This window comes from Streptococcus sp. ELY_86 (assembly GCF_058314495.1).
Genome location: NZ_JBZFUK010000001.1, coordinates 234,380 through 255,427 on the forward strand (window position 1 = coordinate 234,380; position 21,048 = coordinate 255,427).

Annotated in this window: 19 protein-coding genes and 1 other annotated feature; of the genes, 4 read left to right on the forward strand and 15 right to left on the reverse strand. The window is 43.5% G+C overall.

Going from position 1 to position 21,048, the window contains the following annotated elements; genetic code table 11:
* Positions 1-69 precede the first annotated feature (69 nt).
* The 7 genes from AC4HAN_RS01100 to AC4HAN_RS01130 all read right to left on the reverse strand — a co-directional run bounded on the left by AC4HAN_RS01100 (position 70) and on the right by AC4HAN_RS01130 (position 6,023).
* The gene (locus AC4HAN_RS01100) at positions 70-1,155 is read right to left on the reverse strand and encodes a carbamoyl phosphate synthase small subunit (protein WP_491090636.1); all 1,086 of its coding nucleotides are present in this window, start codon (positions 1,153-1,155) and stop codon (positions 70-72) included.
* A gap of 118 nt (positions 1,156-1,273) precedes the next feature.
* Complete coding sequence (locus tag AC4HAN_RS01105; protein ID WP_491090637.1) at positions 1,274-2,200, reverse strand: aspartate carbamoyltransferase catalytic subunit; 927 nt, start codon at positions 2,198-2,200, stop codon at positions 1,274-1,276.
* A 91-nt stretch (positions 2,201-2,291) separates the two neighbouring features.
* Positions 2,292-2,816 (reverse strand): bifunctional pyr operon transcriptional regulator/uracil phosphoribosyltransferase PyrR, encoded by a 525-nt coding sequence (gene pyrR / locus AC4HAN_RS01110; protein WP_027976230.1) that lies wholly within the window; start codon positions 2,814-2,816, stop codon positions 2,292-2,294.
* A 204-nt stretch (positions 2,817-3,020) separates the two neighbouring features.
* Positions 3,021-3,593 carry a TVP38/TMEM64 family protein gene (locus tag AC4HAN_RS01115; RefSeq protein ID WP_491091109.1) on the reverse strand — a complete coding sequence of 191 codons (573 nt, stop codon included), beginning with the start codon at positions 3,591-3,593 and terminating at the stop codon, positions 3,021-3,023.
* Positions 3,594-3,766: 173 nt separating this feature from the next.
* Positions 3,767-4,657 (reverse strand): RluA family pseudouridine synthase, encoded by an 891-nt coding sequence (locus AC4HAN_RS01120; protein ID WP_491090639.1) that lies wholly within the window; start codon positions 4,655-4,657, stop codon positions 3,767-3,769.
* Positions 4,641-5,108, reverse strand: a complete 468-nt coding sequence (lspA, locus tag AC4HAN_RS01125) for a signal peptidase II (protein ID WP_491090640.1) — start codon at positions 5,106-5,108, stop codon at positions 4,641-4,643. Before lspA ends, AC4HAN_RS01120 begins: the two co-directional genes overlap by 17 nt.
* 9 nt (positions 5,109-5,117) lie before the next feature.
* Positions 5,118-6,023 carry a LysR family transcriptional regulator gene (locus tag AC4HAN_RS01130; RefSeq protein WP_491090641.1) on the reverse strand — a complete coding sequence of 302 codons (906 nt, stop codon included), beginning with the start codon at positions 6,021-6,023 and terminating at the stop codon, positions 5,118-5,120.
* A 337-nt stretch (positions 6,024-6,360) separates the two neighbouring features.
* Between AC4HAN_RS01130 and AC4HAN_RS01135 the strand changes: the two genes are divergently transcribed.
* Entirely contained in the window at positions 6,361-8,148 is a 1,788-nt protein-coding gene (locus tag AC4HAN_RS01135; RefSeq protein ID WP_491090642.1) for a hypothetical protein, read from the forward strand.
* A gap of 234 nt (positions 8,149-8,382) precedes the next feature.
* Here the strand turns inward: AC4HAN_RS01135 and rpmA are convergent, their stop codons facing one another.
* From rpmA to AC4HAN_RS01165, 6 genes are all read right to left on the reverse strand, one after another.
* Positions 8,383-8,676, reverse strand: a complete 294-nt coding sequence (rpmA, locus tag AC4HAN_RS01140) for a 50S ribosomal protein L27 (protein ID WP_491090643.1) — start codon at positions 8,674-8,676, stop codon at positions 8,383-8,385.
* A gap of 21 nt (positions 8,677-8,697) precedes the next feature.
* A complete protein-coding gene (locus AC4HAN_RS01145; RefSeq protein ID WP_491090644.1) occupies positions 8,698-9,033 on the reverse strand; it encodes a ribosomal-processing cysteine protease Prp in 336 nt (111 codons plus the stop codon).
* Between the two features lie 11 nt (positions 9,034-9,044).
* Entirely contained in the window at positions 9,045-9,359 is a 315-nt protein-coding gene (gene rplU / locus AC4HAN_RS01150) for a 50S ribosomal protein L21 (RefSeq protein ID WP_491090645.1), read from the reverse strand.
* Between the two features lie 34 nt (positions 9,360-9,393).
* Positions 9,394-9,467 (reverse strand) — a sequence feature (ribosomal protein L21 leader region).
* A 105-nt stretch (positions 9,468-9,572) separates the two neighbouring features.
* Positions 9,573-10,697, reverse strand: a complete 1,125-nt coding sequence (locus AC4HAN_RS01155) for a CapA family protein (protein WP_491091110.1) — start codon at positions 10,695-10,697, stop codon at positions 9,573-9,575.
* Between the two features lie 339 nt (positions 10,698-11,036).
* Positions 11,037-12,254 (reverse strand): tRNA uracil 4-sulfurtransferase ThiI, encoded by a 1,218-nt coding sequence (gene thiI, locus AC4HAN_RS01160; RefSeq protein WP_491090646.1) that lies wholly within the window; start codon positions 12,252-12,254, stop codon positions 11,037-11,039.
* A gap of 240 nt (positions 12,255-12,494) precedes the next feature.
* Positions 12,495-13,637 (reverse strand): cysteine desulfurase family protein, encoded by a 1,143-nt coding sequence (locus AC4HAN_RS01165; protein ID WP_491090647.1) that lies wholly within the window; start codon positions 13,635-13,637, stop codon positions 12,495-12,497.
* 130 nt (positions 13,638-13,767) lie between these two features.
* Here AC4HAN_RS01165 and AC4HAN_RS01170 point away from each other — a divergent pair, with 130 nt between their 5' ends.
* Complete coding sequence (locus tag AC4HAN_RS01170; RefSeq protein WP_491090648.1) at positions 13,768-14,238, forward strand: DUF6556 family protein; 471 nt, start codon at positions 13,768-13,770, stop codon at positions 14,236-14,238.
* A 124-nt stretch (positions 14,239-14,362) separates the two neighbouring features.
* Positions 14,363-15,616 carry a bifunctional folylpolyglutamate synthase/dihydrofolate synthase gene (locus AC4HAN_RS01175; protein ID WP_491090650.1) on the forward strand — a complete coding sequence of 418 codons (1,254 nt, stop codon included), beginning with the start codon at positions 14,363-14,365 and terminating at the stop codon, positions 15,614-15,616.
* Positions 15,617-15,631: 15 nt separating this feature from the next.
* Here AC4HAN_RS01175 and gorA read toward each other — a convergent pair whose 3' ends face one another.
* Both gorA and AC4HAN_RS01185 read right to left on the reverse strand, forming a co-directional pair.
* Positions 15,632-16,984, reverse strand: a complete 1,353-nt coding sequence (gene gorA, locus AC4HAN_RS01180) for a glutathione-disulfide reductase (protein ID WP_491090652.1) — start codon at positions 16,982-16,984, stop codon at positions 15,632-15,634.
* Between the two features lie 228 nt (positions 16,985-17,212).
* The gene (locus AC4HAN_RS01185; RefSeq protein WP_491090654.1) at positions 17,213-18,859 is read right to left on the reverse strand and encodes a GBS Bsp-like repeat-containing protein; all 1,647 of its coding nucleotides are present in this window, start codon (positions 18,857-18,859) and stop codon (positions 17,213-17,215) included.
* A gap of 238 nt (positions 18,860-19,097) precedes the next feature.
* Here AC4HAN_RS01185 and AC4HAN_RS01190 point away from each other — a divergent pair, with 238 nt between their 5' ends.
* Positions 19,098-21,047, forward strand: a complete 1,950-nt coding sequence (locus AC4HAN_RS01190; RefSeq protein ID WP_491090655.1) for an RICIN domain-containing protein — start codon at positions 19,098-19,100, stop codon at positions 21,045-21,047.
* Position 21,048 lies beyond the last annotated feature (1 nt).

The window sequence follows — 21,048 nt, forward strand, 5'->3', positions numbered from 1 at the left end:
ATTCTTGATGTGAAAAGCGCTTCCGGCAGCAAAACTAAATCCCTTGGAGCATGGTTTCTTAACCGCCTTTTAATTTTTAGCATCTTGCTGAAAGGCATCAATCATTTCTAAAAATTCATCAAAGAGATAAGACGCATCGTGCGGCCCCGGCGCAGCATCCGGATGGTATTGAACCGAAAAAGCCGGATAACGGCGGTGGCGTACCCCTTCGATCGACTTATCGTTGATTTCTTCGTGTGTGATGATTAAGTCGTCCGGCAGGCTTTCGCGTTCGACCGCATAACCGTGGTTCTGACTAGTAAAATCAATCCGGCCTGTGGCAATTTCACGTACCGCATGGTTAAAGCCACGGTGACCGAATTTCATCTTATAAGCCGTCGCGCCATTAGCCAGGCTAAAGAGCTGATGGCCCATACAGATGCCAAAAATCGGAATCTTCCCCTGAACTCCCCGAATCATATCCAAGGCTTCCGGAACATCTTCCGGGTTGCCCGGACCGTTAGAAAGCATAACACCGTCCGGATTTAGATTGAGAATTTCCTCTGCAGTTGTATCATAAGGCACAACGGTCACGTTGCAGCTGCGCTTTGAAAACTCACGCAAGATGGAATGTTTGAGCCCAAAATCAACGAGAACAATGTTTTTACCAATACCCGGAGCCGGATAAGCCGCCTTGGTTGATACCTGCTCAATATTATTTGTCGGCAGCACAGTGGCCCGCAGCTGATCCTGCAGGTGGCTTAATTCGTCTCCGCCGTTGGTCAGTGTCGCCTTCATTGTTCCATGATGGCGGATAATCTTGGTCAGAGCACGGGTATCAATGCCTGAGATACCCGGAATATTCTTGGCTTTCAAAAATTCATCCAAAGTCATCTGTTTGCGCCAATTGCTGGCCAGACGGGCATTCTCAGAAACGACTACTCCCTTACAGGTCGGGGTAATACTTTCATAATCATCACGGTTAATCCCATAATTGCCGACCAACGGATAGGTAAAAGTCAAAATTTGCCCGTTATAAGACTGGTCCGTAATAGACTCTTGATAGCCTGTCATGCCGGTATTAAAAACAATTTCTCCTGTTACATCAAGGTCTGCTCCAAAAGCCTGGCCTTCAAAAATTGTTCCGTCTTCTAAAATTAAAAGTCTCTTTCTCATATATGTACCTTTCAGTAAAATCAGCAAGTTCTCACTTTAGTCATTCGCGGCTGCTTAAGTAAAAACGGCTGACTGAAATTTTTATTTATCTTTTTTCAGAATGGTCACAAGATGTTAATCAGGTCTTTCCTTTCAGGATCGCCTCCAAAATAGCCATTCTGACAAAGACCCCATTTTGCATCTGAGCGACAATGCGCGATTTGGGAGCTTCCACCAGACTGTCTGCAATTTCCACGTCACGGTTCACCGGAGCCGGATGCATGATAATAGCAGAGCTTTTCAGCCGATCATAGCGAGCCTTGGTCAAACCATACTGCTCATGGTAGGTCTCTTTAGAAAAGCTTCCACTGCCGTCATGGCGCTCGTGCTGGACGCGCAGCAGCATGAGGACATCCACCTGATCAACGATATCATCAATAGCAACATAATTGCCGTAAACATCAAACTCAGAAGAATACCACTCTTTGGGACCGGAAAAGTAAATCTGAGCGCCCAAACGCTTAAGAATCTGCATATTGGACTTAGCCACACGAGAATGTGTAATGTCCCCTGCAATGGCAATCTTAAGGTTTTCAAAGCTTCCAAATTCATCATAGATGGTCATCAAATCCAGCAGACATTGGCTGGGGTGCTGACCGGAACCATCACCGCCGTTTACAATAGACGTTTGGATTGTCCGGCTGTCAATCAGCTCCTTATAATAGTCATCCTGCGAATGGCGGACAACACAGATATCAACACCTAAAGCGCTCATCGTCAAAATCGTATCATAGAGGGTCTCACCCTTGTTTACAGAACTGGTCTTAGCATCAAATTCAATCACGTCCAGACCCAGCTTTTTCTCTGCTACTTCAAAAGATTTGTGAGTCCGCGTTGACGATTCAAAAAACAAATTTGCCGCAAAGTACTGCCTGTCCAGCGAAAAATGAACCTTTTTCTCTTTGAAAGCCAATCCTCTTTTAATTAAGCCAAGCACTTCTTCATTGGATAAAATCTCCATGCTGACCAAATGCTTAAGCGACACAACACCATCAGTAACTATCATTAGAACCTGTCCTTTTCTGAGAGAAATTCCATAAGAGCTTGCCTTGCATCCGAACATTTAAAATGTCTCAGGACACCTGAACTCGGTTTGATTAATCTTCTTTAGCAAGCAGCAAAACATTATCTTTGCCATCAATCTCTGTCATATTCACAACAATTTCTTCTGAACCGCTGGTCGGAATGTTTTTCCCAACATAGTCTGCACGGATAGGAAGCTCTCGGTGTCCTCTGTCTACCAAGACAGCCAGACTCACTCGAGACGGGCGGCCGAGATTGACAAGATTATCAATGGCAGCACGGATAGTGCGGCCTGTATAGAGAACATCATCGACCAAAATCACATCACGATCTGTAATGTCAACCGGCATATCAGTTGTATCTTCCTCAATTTTAATATCATCGCGGAAATGTCTGATATCAAGCTGGCCGAGCGGCACATCAATACCTTCAATTTGTTTGAGCCGCTCCTGAATACGGCGGGCAATAAAAACACCGCGCGTCTTAATACCTGCCAGCACAATCTTATCAAGGCTCTTATTGCGCTCAATAATTTCGTAAGTAATGCGCGTGATAGCACGCTTCATAGTGACACCGTCAACAATTTCTTTTGTTTTCATAGAATGCCTTTCTGTAAAAAATAAGAAAAAATCTCCTTGTACAAGGAGATTTCACGAAATATAAGTACAGTTTCCCCTGCACTTTTTTCTTACCGGCTCCTTGCCTGCCTCACGGGACAGTGTTAAAGGAATATTCATTTCATTCATTATAACATACTGCTTATATTTTTCAAGAGTCAGCTGTTTTTTATTGGTAAGAATCACTCAGCCAAGACCGAATAATTTTGATAAAATGGTCATCAAACCCAAACTATAGGCAAGAATGGCTGCCGGCTTGCCCAATAGGATAATGGTTATAAACTGTTTGTAAGTCATGCTGGTCGTCCCGGCCAGATAACAGAGCAAATCATCAGGCGCAATCGGAAGAAAGATGGCCCAGGCAAAATATTTAGCAAATTTACTGTCCGAGTTGGTCCGATGTTCATAGCTTTCAAGCAGCTTAGGACTGAAGAAAGCCTCCAAAGCAGGCCGCCCGAACCGCTTGGCAATATGAAAGCCCAAAACAGAACCGGTGCAAATACCAATGTAATTCCAAATAAAGCCCCAGAAAGGACCAAAAATAACAACACCTGCTAAAGTGGAAACACCGCCCGGCAAAATAGGAATGGCTACCTGAATAATTTGCAGCAAAATAAAAATCAAGGGGCTCCAAGTGCCGTAACCTTTCATAGCAGCACGTAATTTTTGAACATCTGTCAGGTAGCCCTTATTGTAGAGATGAACAGTCAAAATGATCAATGCTAAAATCACCAGCCAGGTAACTAAGCGCAAAACTATACGAACGTACTTTAGCTTTGTTTCTGTTTTTAAAGGATTGGATTTCTTCATGTCCCTATTTTAACAAAAAGTCAAAAAATATACCGCAATAAATTGTCAGCAAAAAACAAGGCAGAATCCAGAATCTGTCGGATTTTGCCTTGCTTTTTAGCTTAAGTATAAAAAAAATTCTCTCAATGATGGCGCAGCTGATCCAATGTTTCTTGGAAAACAGTCGGTACTTCTGCAGAAAAGCGCATCAACCGGCCTGTAGCAGGATGAGTAAAACCCAATGTTTCTGCGTGAAGAAACTGTCCCTGTCCTTTGAGGGTTTTCTTTGGTGCATAAAGCGGATCTCCGGCAACCGGATGCCCGATATAGGCCATATGGACGCGAATCTGATGCGTTCTTCCGGTCTCTAAAGTCAGCCTGACCAAAGTGTAATCATCAAAGCGCTCCACAACCTGAAAATGTGTGAGAGCAGGCTTACCTTTTGCCGTTACAGCCTGCTTTTTACGATCCTTGTCGCTGCGGCCGACCGGTGCCTCAATGATACCTCGGTCATTAGGCAGACTGCCGTGCACAATGGCCAGATACTGACGCAATGATTTCTTTTTCTTTAGTTCATCCGCCAGGAACTGATGGGCTAGATCATTTTTAGCGATCATCAAAAGTCCCGAAGTATCCTTATCAATGCGATGAACGATACCCGGTCTTACCACACCGTTAATGGTGGACAGGTCTTTAATGTGAAAAAGCAAAGCATTGACCAGCGTCCCTGAAGGATGGCCGGCTGAAGGGTGAACCACCATCCCTTGGGGTTTATTGATAACGGCTACATCAGCATCTTCGTAGATAATATCAAGCGGCAAATCCTGCGGCGGACAGTCCAGTATTTCTTCCTGCGGCAGTTCATAAGTAACCACGTCTCCTGCCTTAACCGCATACTTGGCCTTTTGAGCTCTGCCATTAACCAAAACAAGCCCCGCCTTAATCTGTTCACTGGCTTGGCTGCGGGACAGTTCTGTCAAATCTGCCAGCGCTTTGTCTAAGCGCGCTCCTGCTTCTTTAATGCGAATCTCCATTTTTTTCTTCTCTCCATAGGGCAACAATCAACAGCAGCACTCCGATACTCAAATACGTATCTGCTGCATTAAATATTGCAAAATCAACAAAATCAAGATGAACCATATCCACAACATAGCCCAGCCGCAAGCGGTCAATAAAATTGCCTATACCGCCGGAAATAATCAAAATCAAACCAGCCAAAAGCCAGACATTGTCAGACTGTATATATTTGATAAGGTAGTAAGCCGCTGCCCCCAGCACAAGTACAGTAATAATCGTAAAGAACCACTGCTGGTTTTCTAAAATAGAAAAGGCGGCTCCCGTATTTTTCAAATAGGTGAGGCTGATCACGTTGGGAATCACATTGACGATTTGACCCAAAGCTATTGACTTGACGACCCACATTTTGCTGAGCTGATCCAAACCAACCAAAAGAAGAATGACAAAAGGCAGTAATAGTTTTCTCATAGGTTCTCCTTAAGGCTTATAGGTTTCAAAATAATTAAACATAACATTGATAAACTTCAGAGCACACGTTGATAAGGCTGTGCTGCTGCGTCTGACGTAAACCATGCGGTTGTCCAGCTTATCATCCAAAGGAATAACTGTAATGCCGTTGACACTGCGGCTGTCTAAAAATCCTGAGCCGGTTGCATAGGCGTCCGTCCGCTCCAAAATTCCATTGAGGGTTGCCCGGTCGGTAACATTGTAAATCAAGGAACTGCCAGTGGTATCAACCAGATTTTCAGAATAATAAAGGTATTCATCCTTTTCCTGAGTGAAACGAACCGTCTCAAGCCCTTCTAAATCTTCCATGGTTAAGAGCTCCTTTTGAGACAGAGGATGGTCTTGGCGCAGATAAATATGCGTTTTAAAGGGAATCATTTCGACAAATTCCAGACCCAGCTTATCCATTTTCTGCAAAATGCCCTTGCGATTCTGCTGATTCATATAAATAATACCAATTTCGCTGTGACCCTCTGATACCTCATCCAAAATCTGAGCCGTTGTCGTTTCAAAAATTCGAAAGTCTTTATATTCCGGGTACTGCTTGGAAAAACTGGTCAGCAGAGGCGGCAGAAAGTCATAGTGCTGACTGGCTACCGAAAATTGATTATTGACACTGTCAGGCTTAGCATAGCGCTTTTCAAAAGAATCAAAGCTTTTAACGACTTCCAGTGACTTTTCATAAAAAGTCAGTCCCTGACTGGTTAAAACAGCTCCAGTCGTCGTGCGTGTAAAAATTTTAAAGCCCAGCTCCTGCTCCAAATCTTTGACAGCTACAGACAGACTGGGCTGACTGACAAAAAGCTTGGCAGCTGCTTCGCGAAAGGTGCCGCTGTTCGCAATAGCCACCACATACCGTAATTGCTGAATATTCATGATACTACTTTCTTTTTTTAACTGCTGTTTCTATTATACAATAAAAATTACACTTTACACGTGATTTTCGCTTATTATCTTTGTTGGACAGACACTCACTGTTTTCCGGCACGTCGGCCACCTGGCTTTGCTGCTGCCGGCTTCAAATACCCAAGGATAAAAAAGAAGAGGGCAGCCTAAAAAGTAACTGCAAATACAGTTTTTTGACAAATAAGCGTCATCATCTCAGCAGCATTACAGATAACTATCATTTACAGTCATTAAGAAGCAAAGCCTACGCAGCGTGCTATAATAAAGGTGTCGTCCAGCACTTTGCTTTAAAAGAAAAGAGGTTTTTATGATAAGACAAACTTACTTTAGACCGTATAAGGGAAAAATCAAGAAACACGGAACCTTCATCATGAGCGCAGCAGCAGTTCTTCTGGGCTCCTTAGCCGCTCCGGTTTTAGCTGAAGACAAGGCTCCTGCACAAAACGGAGCTGCTGTCAGCCAAACGAGCGAAGCGGTTTCTGAGCCTGCTTCCGCTTACTATTCAAGTTCTGATTCAATTGAAGATTCAACGTCAAATGAAACTGCCGTTTCTGACCAAACAAGCGAGACTCAGCCGTCAACTACCTTTCAGGAGAACCTGCAAGAGCAAGAAACTGTCACCACAGCAGAAACAACAGCTGCAGACAGTGAAACACAAAAGCCTTCTGCTGCAGAAAAGAATCAAGTTTCTCAAGAACAAACGTCTGCTTCTTCTCAGCCGCAAACAGCTGAAAAAACAAGGCAGACATCTGCTGAAACAAGAGGCTTTGTCACTAGAGATGACGGGAAAACCTATTATCTCGATCAAGAAGGCCAGCAGCTTACAGGCTTTCAAACGATTGATGGTAAGACCTATTATTTTTCAGCAGACGGAAGCCTGCAAAAGGACCGGCTCATTACTGTAAACAATGACGTCTACTATATTGATTCACAGGGGCAGCCCGCTGTCAGTCAATTTATTAACAAAGCAAGCAGCTTCTATTATCTTGACGAAGACGGAAAAGCTCTGACAGGCTGGCAGACGGTCGACGGCAAACAGCTTTACTTCGCTGAAAAAAACAGCCCTCGAACGGGCGCTCAGTACAAGGGCAGCATATACACGATAGATGGTGACAAGTATTATTTTGATCAAGACAGCGGAGAACTTTGGACCAACCGTCTTGTCAATTATATTGGTGACTGGTATTATCTTGACGATCAGGGAAAGGTTCTCACAGGCTATCAAACCATCAATCAGCAAAGCTACTACTTTGATAAAGAAGGCAGACAGCTAAAAGGCATCGGTTATGACGATGACGGTCAGCTCATCTTGACCGACCGTCAAAGCGGACTCCTGCTCAATGATAAAATAGAAAACAATCAATTCTATCAAAATGAGTCTAACTGGTACTACCTTGATGGCAGCAATCAGCTTGCCACAGGCTGGCAAACCATCAACGGACAACGACTTTATTTCAACAGTGATGGCAGCCAAGTTAAGGGAACTATGCTGGTTCTGAACGGCAAAAAATATTATTTTGATCCGGACAGCGGAGACCTCTGGACCAACCGCTTTGTCAGCCAAAAACAATACAGCGACCGCTACAGCAGTGACTATGATGTATGGTATTATTTAGGCGATGACGGTGCAGCTGTTTCAGGATGGCAGACGATTGATAACAAGCAGCTTTACTTCTATTCTGACGGCAGTCAGGCTAAAGGACGCTTGATTCAGGACAAGGGTAAATTTTATTACCTTGATCCGGACAGCGGAGAACTCTGGACCAATCGTTTTGTTCACATCACACCGTCTAACAATTACTATTATCAGCCTGTTTTCAGCGGATGGCTTTACTTAGGAGCAGACGGCGCAGCTGTTTCAGGATGGCAGATGATCGATGGCAAACAGCTTTATTTTCAGTCATCCTATAACAGCAAACTGGGCTATTCACATCAAGAAAGCGGACAAATTAAAGGAGAGCTTTTTGAAATTGACGGCAGCCTCTACTATTTTGATCCGGACACTGGCGAAAAATGGACTGACCGCACCTTAGATTATAATGGCAAGACCTATCAGCTTGATTCTGAGGGCAAGGCCACTCTCTGGCAGCCTTAATAATCCATAAAGCAAAGAATAAACAAAAGGGGGCGGGCAAGGTCGGTCGCTATCGCTTGCCCTATAAGGGATAAGAACAGCAAGCAGTGGTTCATTGGTGCTAAAGTACCTAAGAACTGTGCAGGGGCAAGACTAAGTTGGGGTAGCCAACAAGTCTTACTTCCAACCACTGCGTTAAGAGTTGCTTTTAAAGCATGAGGGCTGAGCGAAAATTCGCCCAGCCCTCTTTTTTATTTATTTTGCGATTGGGTAAACAGAAACTTGTTTTTTATCGCGGCCTTTACGTTCGAAACGTACCACACCTTCAACCTTGGCAAAGAGTGTATCATCTCCGCCGCGGCCTACATTAACTCCGGGATGGATATGAGTTCCGCGCTGACGGTAAAGGATTGAACCGCCTGAAACAGTTTGACCGTCGGCAGCTTTGGCACCGAGGCGCTTGCTTTCTGAATCACGTCCGTTTGATGTAGAACCGCCACCTTTTTTGTGGGCGAAAAGCTGCAAGTTAGCAAGATTCATTTTTAACATAATGTTGTATCCTCTTTTCAATTAATTTTCGATGACCCTGACGGATACAAATTCGGATGAATTTTCCGCCAAATTAGTCATGCCTAAGAGAAAGCTGTCAAACAAAAGCTGTACTTTCTCATCTCTTTTGTGCGTTACATGTGAAAGATCAACCTTCATGTAACCACCATCAATTTCATTTACATCTAAAGCGGCCTTGCAGTCTGCCAGAGCTTCAAGCGAATTAACAAAATTCATCGCTAGGGCTGAAACAGCTGCACAGATAATATCAAAGCCATATTCACCGCTGCCGGCATGTCCGGTCAGCTGAATGCTTTCCGGCAGGCCGTCATGACGAATAAAGGTTGCTTGAATCATAGAGAGAATGATTAAGCGTTGATAGCGCTGATAACAACTTTTGTATAAGGCTGACGGTGACCTTGTTTGCGGTGGCTGCCTTTTTTAGGTTTGTATTTGAAAGTAACAACTTTCTTTTGTTTACCTTGCTTTTCAGCAGTACCGACAACTGTAGCTCCTTCAACAATCGGAGTACCGACAACCGTTTTGTCGCCGCCGACAAGAACAACTTCGTTAAATGTTACTTCTGATCCGGCTTCAACATCAAGCTTTTCAACGTAGATTGCTTGTCCTACTTCAACTTTAACTTGTTTTCCGCCAGTTTTAATAATTGCGTATGTGCTCATTATGCACCTCCTATAAAATATTGTTTGAGGTTTCCCTCATGTGAAGACTCGCCTTGCACCGTGAGTACGAAACTGCTTGGAACGGTGTTCGTGCGGTTGCACAGGGTGTGCATTTAGTCAACTTTTATATTGTAACATGTTTATCTTTTCATTTCAAGCAAATAATCTAAATTATAAGGCATTTTTAGGCAGCTTATTTTATAGAAATAGAAGCTACCATTTCAAGTCTACCAAATCTGTCATTTCTTTATAGGCCGTATCAACTTTATCTTTCATCGCATCATCCAGCTTGTGGCGGTATTTGCCGCCCTTAATAAAATCTTCCAAAATCAAAACTCGGTAGTCCTTGTATTCATAACCTTCTGCACCTGTTTCACCCTTTCCCCAAGACCAGACCATGGTCGGGTGGGCTTTGACCGTTTTGATAGCTGTCTTGTCTGCTTTTTTCTCAAACGTAACATCCATAAGCAGCCCGCGCTCTGTCCAATAATTTTGCAGATTTTCATAGGACTGATTAGAGATGAAATTGCCCATAGAATAAATGATGAACTTTTTTTCTCCGTCTTTTTTCAGGGTTTCAGAAGGCTCTGCTACATGCGGATGACCGCCGAAAATAACATCTGCTCCCCATTTAACCATCTTGTGGTAGAGCGTTTTTTGCTCAGCCGTTGGCTCAAGAGCATATTCCGTTCCCATCTGCGGCATAACAATGGTAACATCTGCTTTCTTTTCAGCTTCTTTAAGCTCCGCCTTGATTTTCTTTTGATTGAGATTGGAAAGATGAGCTGCCCGTTCTTTTTTCGTCAGATTGGCTTCCATACCGTTATAGCCGTAAGCATAACCCAAAATAGCTATTTTGATGCCGTTGACAGTTTTAATCAGAAATGTCTCTTTTGCCCGATTTTTCTTGTAAATGCCAATGGTATCCAGTCCCAAATCATTAAAAGTTTTTACCGTATTCAAGGCACCGGACAGCTGAGAATCAAGAATATGGTTGTGAGCTAAATCGACAACATCATATCCGGTATCTTTCATAGACTGGGCAGCAGCCGGCGGTGCATTGAACAAGGGATAGCCTCCCAAAGGAAAATCTGGACTGATGGTTCCTTCAAAATCTCCAATAGCAAGGTCGGCTTTAGAAATCCACTCTTTAGCGTATTCAAAGTAGGGATTGAAATCGTAAGAGCCGTCACTTTTTCTGGCACTCGTATAAAGAATATCATGATAGAGAATGTCGCCGTTTGCCACGACACGGGCCGTTTTAGCCTGATCACCGGTACTCTTTCTCACTTCACTTTTATCTTTGTCCATGAAATGATAGATCAGCAGCAATAGCATCAAAATCCCGAAACAAACAGACAAAACAAGAGTTTCTTCTTTTTTACGATCCTTTGTAAACCTTTTCTTTTCCATCTTTATCACCTCTCCATCAAGGGAAAATGGCGGTGCAACAGTTTTATCTATTATATCATAATTTTTTCTGCCTCATTAAAGAGACCACGAAATCAAAAAAAAAATTTGCTCTCACATTTGATTAAAACTGCTGCTCTTTTAAATGTCAAGATTCAGTTCAGCTCACAAAATGGTTCGTTAGACCGACAGCGTTTAAGTTGGAACAATTCACCTCAGTAACCGCAAAAAAGGCCGGAGCACTCCGGCCTTGCTGCCTTAGCAGCATTACAATAAATCAGCAATCAAATCATCTACTTCATCAGTCTCTTGGGTCTGCGGTGTAATTTCTGTAACCTTAATACCACCCACAGCACGCGCAACTAAGCCATCAACATCCAGTCTGGATTCATACTGTTCAACATTTTTAATCTTTGGATTGGTTTTTGGCCGATCCGGTGCAAAAATGGTACAGCAGTCTTCAAAAGGCTGAATGGAAATGTTAAAGGTATCGATTTTTTCTGCAATATCAATAATTTCCAGCTTATCCATGGTCACAACCGGTCGAATAACAGGCGTCGCAGTCACTGCATTAATAGCCCGCATGGATTCCAGAGTCTGACTGGCAACCTGACCCAGACTTTCTCCGTTAATGATGACTAAGCCTTCGCGCTGCTCACGGATACGATCCGTAATCCGCATCATAAAGCGCCGCGTCAGAGTCATCAGATAAGCTTCAGGTGCTTTTTCTTTGATTTCTTCCTGAATTTCTGTAAAGGGTACCTCTATAAATTGGATATTGCCGCCAAATTTCGTCAGTTTACGGGTCAGATCATGAGCTTTTTTAAGCGCACCAGGACTAGTGTAAGGGGGACTGGCGAAGTGAACAGCTTCAATATCAACGCCGCGCTTCAAAGCAAGATAGCCGGCTACCGGTGAATCAATGCCCCCCGACAGCATGAGCATGCCCTTCCCGGCAGTACCTACCGGCAGCCCGCCGGCTCCTTTAATATTTTCATAAGACAGGTAAGCTGCCTCCTCGCGAATTTCAACCTTGAGGGTAATATCAGGATGTTTCATCTGGGCCTGTATCTGCGGCAAAGCCTCAAAGACAGCACTGCCCAATACTTGATTGAGCTCACGGCTGTCAAGTTTAAAATAATGGTCACTCCGCTTACTTGAAATCTTGAAGGTCAGCCCGTCACGGTAAAGACCGGTCATGATTTCCTGCACCGCTTTTTCCAAGACAGCAACATCCTTTTCAACCTTGTAAGAAGGAGAGAAGGCCTGAATACCAAAAATCTGCTTAAGCGATTCGGCCACAGGATGATAGTCCGTTCCATTTAAATACACATGAGCACGGTCCCGATCCGCTGCAATCCTGACATCAGGATAAACCGATAAGACATGTTTTATATTTCGTTTTAATTGATTGATGAAACGCATACGGTTTTTGCCCTTGGTAGACAGCTCTCCGTAACGTACCATAATTTCTGAATACTGCATAATATAAAGATACAAAAGCCCTCAAAACAATCACTATTCAGCAAAGCTGCAATTTAACGGCAGCGCTGCCTGAATTATCGACTTTTTAGGACCGTATTCTATTCCTTTCTAAAAATACACCGTTAAAAAACACAGAACGAAAAATACTGATCAGCTTAATGCACAGAAATCTTTTTTAGATATTCAACATCTCAGCTCTGTGTTTGATTTTTTCCGGCTTTGCATGGTTTAAGCTGGAGGTTACCTGACTTTTTTGGTCTGTTGGTATATCTGCTTAAAAACGGTCAAAAGCTGTTCAGCCTGACTCATATCATTATCATCGTCCAGACTGATCCGAACAGCGGTCTGAGCCAATTTGGCAGGGATGCCCATTGAAATCAGGGTCCCTGCAGGTTTGCCCGCTTTTGATGAGCAGGCACTGGTTGTCGATACATAAATATCATGATCTTCAAAAGCATGTACCAGCACCTCACCGCGGACACCCTTAACGCCAAAAGTCAGAATATTAGGCGCAAACTGATCATTTCCTGAAAAAAGGGTAACATCATCATAGCCAGACAAACTGTCTGCAAGAGTCTCTTTGATTGCGTGAAGCTTTTTTTGTGCTGCTGCTTCTTTATCAAGCACCATTCTCAAACCCTTGGCAGTTGCTGCAATACCGGCCACGTTTTCAGTCGTGCTTCTGAGCCCTGCTTCCTGCCCGCCGCCGTTTAAAAGGGGAGAAATCCGCTTGCCCGCTTTTTTATAGACAAAGCCAACCCCGCGCACCGAATGAAACTTATGACCGGAAAAAGTAGCAAAATCAACACGGTCAGTCAAATAAGCTTCTTTTGCCACCTTGCCAACAGCCTGAACAGCATCCACATGAAAGGAAATGGTCGGCTTATCAGCCAAAAGTTTAGAAATAGCCTCAATCGGCTGAACAGAACCGATCTCATTGTTAACGGCCATGACAGAAATCAGCGTTGTCTCAGGTTTGATTAAGTCAGCCAAAGCCTTGACATCAACAAATCCCTTGGCATCAACAGGAGCAAAATCAACTTCAAAGCCCTGACTTTGCAGCCACTTGGCAGATTCTTTGACAGCCGGGTGTTCAATATCAGAAACGATGATGTGTTTGCCATAGTGCTTTTTCTCAAAAGCCACACCTTTAATGACCCAATTATCTCCTTCCGTTCCGCCGGACGTGAAAAAAATCTCCTCGGCAGACTTGCCCAAAAGATCTGCAATCTGCTGTCTGGAGGCCTGCAAAATCCGCGTTGCCTGGCTGCCCAAACGATGCAGGCTGGAGGGATTTCCAAAAACCTTAGCTGCCGCTTCCTTATAGGTTTTGATTACCTCCGGATAAGGAAGGGTAGTCGCTGAATTATCAAAATAAATCATTCTTATCACCTTTTTTAATACAATAGCTACATTATATCATATTTCCTTATACTTCTTTCGAAAATAAGAACGACTTTTTTTATGGCTTTTTTAGGGAAAAAGCGTATAATATTATAAAAAAGGAGGAAACATGGCAAACAATTATTCTCGTCGTCAACAACCTAATAAAAATCCTAAAGGACAAAACCGCAGACGTCCGACTGAACATATCAAAACCGGCTTTTCAGCCCTTCAAAAGACAGTTGCTATTGTCGCTGGGGTTCTGGGTATTATCACAGCCTTGATTACTATCAACAATTACCGCAACAATGCCAACAGCGATAAAAACGATACGACTTCTAAAACCACTATTATCAAAGAAAAAGAAGTCGATAATTCAGATGCAGGCAACAGTGGCAATGCTGATAGTGCTCAGGCCGGCGAAGCTGCTGACAGCAACGCTGCCGGCAACAGTAACAATTCTGCTGCTCAAAATCAAGCGGCAACGACAGTCGCAGACGACAGCGACAGCAATGCTGCTGCTCAAAACCAGACATCGGCAGCTAATAGCCAGCAACAAGATCAGCAAGGCAGCGCGGACAGTGCTGATACTGCTCAATAATTTCAAAAGGCGGGAAATATCAGTTTCCAGCCTTTTTATTTTGCCCAAGCTTTGTCATCTTTTGACCTTGTCCATCAGAGATAATGATATAATAAAATGAATCAAAACTGTCAAAGGATAAGATATGAACTATCAGCAAACACTGGAATGGATCCACTCTTTCAAAGCCAATGGACGCAGGCCTGATTTAAAACGGATGGCCTTTCTTCTTGAAAACGTCGGCAATCCTCAGCAAAATCTCTCTGCAGTCCATATCGTCGGCACCAACGGCAAGGGGTCTACTGTCAGCTTCCTCCAGCATATACTGACTGGAGCCGGTTATAAAACAGGAACATTTACGTCCCCTTTTATTACTCGTTTCAATGAACGCTTCGCAATTAACGGACAGCCTATTTCTGATGACGACCTCACTCACCTAGCTCAAACAGTAAGGCCTCTTGTTGACAAGCTGCAAAACACTTCTTCGCTCGGTCAGCCAACCGAGTTTGAAATCATTACCTTTATGATGTTTGTGTATTTTGGACAGATAAATCCGGTTGACATCGCTCTGATTGAAGCGGGCATCGGAGGACTGCACGACTCTACCAATGTTTTCAAGGCTTTGGCTTTTGTCTGTCCTTCCATCAGCAAAGACCACACCGAAACACTGGGCAACAGCCTGACAGAAATTGCACAGCAAAAACTCGGTGCACTTGACCAAAAAGTGCCTCTCATCTTTGGACCGATGACAGATGAGCTCAAGCCCGTTTTCTACCAAGCTGCTCAGCAAATGAAAAGTCCTGCTTATGAATTCGGGAAAGATTTTTCAATTAACGAGAAAGGCAAAACATTTGATTTTAGCAGCAAACTGGCAGCTATTGCCGATATTCGTTTGAAAATGCCGGGCCGCCATCAAAAAATCAATGCCAGTCTGGCTGCCATGACCAGCCTCATTCTTTCTCAAAGGTTTCCCAAATTGACGACGGACATCATAAAAACGGGACTTCAGTCAGCCCTATGGCCGGGGCGAAGCGAATTGATTGCAGACAATCTGCTGCTTGACGGCGCTCACAATGAAGACAGCATTAAAAAGCTGATTCAGCTGCTCGAGGACGAATTTCCTGACAAAACAATTCATATTCTCTTTGCCGGCCTGAAGAGAAAACCGCTGGAAGAGATGCTGAAGCTCCTTGCCTCCTTTGATGTTACGCTGACCACTTTCTCTTTTTATGAGGCGCAGCCGCTGCAGGATTACCCTGACGGCTATCCCAAGATAAAAGACTACCGTTCTTGGCTGAAGCGAGCTGAGAGGTCCAATGATCTCTTTGTCGTAACGGGCTCGCTCTATTTCATTTCAGAAGTCAGACATTATTTGCTTAAAAAAACAAGGCTCAGCTGAACCTTGTTTTTATTCTTAGCGTATGGTGACAAATTCTTCAGCCCCTGTCGGATGAATGGCCACCGTATTGTCAAAATCAGCCTTGGTAGCTCCCATTTTAATCGCAACAGCAAAACCTTGGATCATCTCATCTACACCGTAGCCGATGCCGTGCAGACCGACAACTTTTTCATCTGGTCCAACTGTCACCAGTTTCATCTTGCAAGCCTGACGGTGGCTGGTAATTGCTGTATACATGGAAGTGAAGGCTGATCGATAAACCTTTACTTCCTGCTCACCGTATTGAGCCAGAGCAGCTTCTTCTGACAGCCCAACCGAACCGATAGCTGGGTGACTGAAAATAACTGTTGGTACATTATTGTAGTCTAATTTTTCTTTGGGCTTATTGTTAAACAAACGCTCTGACAGACGGCGGCCTGCCGCCACTGCAACAGGGGTCAGCTCCAACTTGCCATTGACATCTCCCAGTGCATAAAGCCCTTCAACATTGGTATTTTCAAATTCATCCGTGGCAATAAAACCTTTTTTATTGAGAGCAACGCCTGTTGCTTCTAAATTAAAGCCTTTGGTGTTTGCCTTACGTCCAATTGCCCAAATCAGCGTGTCAACTGTGTATTCTTCGCCGTTTTCCAAAACCAAAGTCAAACTGCTATCCGCGTTCTTAATGACTTCCTTCGGCACAGCAAAAGTATGCAGTTCAGGACCGTCTTCTTTCATACTGTCAACCAGTGTCTCAACAATTTCCTTATCAAATTTTCGGAGAGGACGGTCACGGCGGACAAAAAGATGCGTCTGACTGCCTAAGGCATGAAGGACACCAGCCAGCTCAACAGCGATATAGCCGGCACCGACAACAGCTGTACGTTTGGGAACGGCATCTAATTCAAAAAAACCATCTGAAGTAATGCCATATTCCTTACCCGGAATATCAGGAAGGAGAGCGTGTCCGCCCGTCGCAATTAAAATGTGCGGTGCTGTATAGCGTTCTCCTCCTGATTCGACCGTATGACTGTCCACAAAAGTCGCATAGTCATACACACGGTCAACACCGTTACTGTCAAAACCACGTTCATAAGAGGCGTGGATGCGGTCAATATAAGCCTGACGATTTTTCTTTAACACTTGAAAGTCAAAAGCTTTTTCTCCTATATCAAAGCCGTAGTCTGACGCATAGGTGTTAATCGTGTCCGCAACCTGCGCGCCGTACCACATAACCTTTTTAGGCACACAGCCAACATTAACACAGGTTCCGCCGACTTCTTTTGCTTCAAAAAGAACAACTTTAGCACCGTGCATTGCAGCACGGTTGGCAGAGGCAATCCCTCCGGAACCGCCGCCGATAACAATATAATCATATTGTTTTGTCATACAAACAACTCCTTGATTTCATAATAGAATTACTGTATCACAAAAAAAATCAGCTGACAATTTTTTGATACTAAAAAACCGGCAGCCTGCTTTTAAACTGCAATCAAGCCCTTATCTTAAACAATTCTGTACTCACGCAAGGCAAGCCCGCCTCTCTCAAACACATACCTTTGCTGATTCAAACAAGTGCTCCTTTTGTGAAAGACAGTGCTGGTTTTACTGTCGGGCTTAGTCCGGATAGATGTAGGTAAGACCTCCCAAATAAGAGTCAGTTGGATCAAACCAGCCGCGAAAGTCGGCAATATACTGCTGGTTCTGGTAGTTTGCTTCCTTGACTTGAATGCGGTTATTATTTTCCACATGTGTCACATAAGCAACATGCCCATAGCCGCCGTCATCCCAGCAGGCAATAGCACCAATCTGTGCGTCATTTCCTGTCCTAAAGCCCTTGGCACGCGCAGAGGCTGCCCACTGACCGCCATTGCCCAGCCAATTCGGTGCCCAAGGCGCCAGTTCCTTGACACCCCAAGTACATTGGCCGACCGGATAGGTATTGGTCTCGCCGGTATAGGTGATAATTCTCGGTGCAGCAGTCTCCGTAAGAGGCAAAGGTTCTGATTTATTAAGCTGCAAATTGGGCAGGATATGGCCTGTTGAGGTCCCGTCTGTGTAATGAATATAAGCGTGAACATTATAACTGCCGCTCTTATTGCCATGTTTTTTCACGTCAGCAGTAAGGGAAACCTGTCCGTTTGACACTTGATCTGATTCGTACCAGTACAAATCAGCTTGATCCTCATCTGACCAAACAGCGATGCTGATTGAGTTGATAGACTTGGAGTCATCGGTCTCAGCAGCACTGACATCAAAAGTTCCTTTTTCTGGATTATGATTAGGGACAGTTAGTTGCGGATCCTCATAAGCTGCTATCGTTTCCACATTAAAAGCAGACGAGGTCATGCCTTCTAAGTTCCATTCTCCTAAAGGACCGCTCCCATACAGGTGAAGCTGGTATGCTCCAAGATTAAAATCATGCTTTTTTAAAGTGATTGCCGCCTTAAACGTCCCATTTGCCTCTTTTTCTGCCCGGTACCACTGAATATCATCCTGTCCGTTTTGCTCACTCCAAACAGGCACATAGACAGCGCTCATATAAGGAGGGACATTGCTGATGATAGCTTCATACCGCGTATCCTTTACCTTATTAATCCGACAGCTGACATTAGCTCGGGGAAGCTGCAAGGTCTGAGCCGCAACAGGCAGCATCTTCCCATCTTGCTTTAGGTAGGTATGAATATGGTAAGTTCCGTAATCTTTGTGACCGGCATAATCAGCCAGAGCATACCCGGCAGCATCGGCTTCATACCACTTAAGATCGTCCTGACCGTTTTCATCGGACCAAACCGCTGAAACCAGCTGAGCTTCTTTGCTTGGTGTTAATTTGGAAAATATCTGAATACCAGCTTGAGTCAGAGCCAGCTGGGGCTCAGCCAGTGTAATCTCCTGCTTTCCTAAGTCCACACCGTGCCTGCTGCCATCAGTATAGGTCATATACGCATGAACCGCATAACTGCCAGCCTTACTGGCATGATTGGCAGGATCAAAATGGGCGGTTAGCGAGTCATTTCCAGTATTATCAGCCGAATACCAGTGCATATCATCCTGTCCGCCTTCTTCTGACCAAACCGCCACATCCAAAGACCGAACAGTCTTGCCGTTTGAGGCCTGATTAGCCTCAATATCAAAGGTCCCAAACTGTTTGTTGTAGTGGCTGATTCTTGCCGGAACATCCTTTACATCAGCCGCAGTATAATCCGTCGCAGCCGCCATGCCCAAAATACCAGTTGCCAAAAGTGCCGCTTTAAACTTTTTCACAAAAAATCTCCCTCTTGTTTGATCTCACTTATCTTATTCGAAGAACTGAGATAAAATTTGGGAAGAAAGATGGTTTTTCTAGGAGCGCTTATTGTTTAAAATCATAAAAAATGTTTGTAAGCTACTCCAATTAGTGTTTACTAAGATTAAAATTTTTTATACATACATCTATTAATAATACTGTTTTTCGAATTATTAATTGTCTATAATGATAATAAAAATAAAGGAGGTTAATCTTATGGTTAAAAGTAACAAGAAAATGGTTAAACATAGGATTAAAACAGAGGTCAATTTAAATAAATTGGCCTTAACAGGACTAGCTGCAGTAGCTATTGGAACAGCTGCTATATCTTCTGGCGCAATTGTCCGGGCAGATGATGAAACGAGCACACCGCCTATACCTTTAACTTCTGAAGCAGAAACCACTTCTACCAATGCGGTTGTTAACGAAGGAACAGTCACAGAAGAAAAAATAGCTGAAGCAAGTAATACGGCAACTAATTCTCAAACAAATAGCACCGCTGCTTCTGATGTTTCAACTCTTGAAACAAGCAGTGATGATGTTGCTGAAAATGATGTGACAAATTCAGCAAACACTGTTACTTCATCATCACAAGAGAATCATTCAGAGAAAATCCCAATCAAAACGAATTCAGATTATAACCAGGATGCTTCAGCTATAGAAAAAGATGAGTCTTTAAAAGAAAGCACCTCATCTCTCAATAAAACCGCAGCCTTTCAGGATAATGCCCCTGAACATATCTTGGATAACGAAAATTCTAACAATAAAATTACATTGCCTCAATCGAATACTAAGGCAGTCAATAAAGCAACTGCAAATGCCTACTACAGTCGTGATTACAGCAATGGAGGCTGTGTTTTATGGTGCAATCATCGGGTAAAAGATCTTTTGGGGATTACACTTCCTCCTACAGGGACATCTCCAAGCGGAGTAGCCGGTGCCTCAAACTGGTGGTACACCCTCAATTATCCTAAAGGAAATGAACCGGCTAAATATGCCCTTGCAGTTTGGCGCTACACAACAGCAGCTGGATATGAAAACTACGGGCACGTGGCATTTGTTGAAAATATTAACGGAAATACTATAACTATTTCTCAAGGCGGCGTGTACGGAGCATCTTGGAATGGATACACAGGCGTATCTTATGGAAATTACTCTAAATCACAGGTGCCTAATATAGCACGAACTTTCTTAGGTTATGTTTATTTAAAAGGAACACCAACACCAAATATTAAACGTTACAATGTCGACCAGCTGTCTGCTTCAGTGGGACAAACCATTTCAAATGGTGACTATCACATTGTGTTAGCAGCGAACCCAAATTATGGAATAGACGTAGCGGCTGCTGCTTCTGCTAATGGTACCAATATTCAAATTTATAAGAACGCTTCAGATTCTTCACAAGTATTTACCGTATCTTATTTAGGCAATGGCTATTATAAACTTATTCATAAACACACTAGAAAATCTATTGATGTTACAAGTGCTTCTCGCGACGTTGGTACTAACGTTCAGCTATGGGATTACAATGGCAGTGCAGCTCAGCAATGGATTTTAAAACAAAATGGTCTTAATAATACCTTCGAAATCATTTCTCGTCAAAGTGGCTTAAGCTTGGATGTTGCTGATGGAAAAATAGTTAATAACACCAATCTTCGAATGTATGAAGCTAATGGATCTGACGCCCAGAAATTCAAATTCATAGCAGTAGATTCTGATGCTAAGAGAACATTAGCCGATGGTATCTATCACATTGTTTCTGCATTAGATGAAAAATTGGGGCTTGATGTAGCTGGAGGCGGATCTGCAGACAATACTAATGTTCAAATCTACCCTAATCTCTCTGATTCCAAACAAACTTTCGTTATCAAATATTTAAATAATGGATACTACTCTATCACAGTTAAAAAATCAGGCAAAGCTTTGGATGCAGTTGGTAATGGTAGTTATAACGGGACTAATGTTGCTATTTATAGTCCTAATAATTCAGAGGCACAGCAGTGGATTATTAAAGAAAGCAGTACAAAAGGTTTCTTTGAAATTGTGTCAAAACGTAAAAATATGTTGCTAGATGTCACAGGCGGATCTGCAAAAGCAGGAACCAATGTACAGCTCTACGTGCGAAATGGAAGCTTAGCACAAAAGTGGAAATTTATATCTGCTTAAT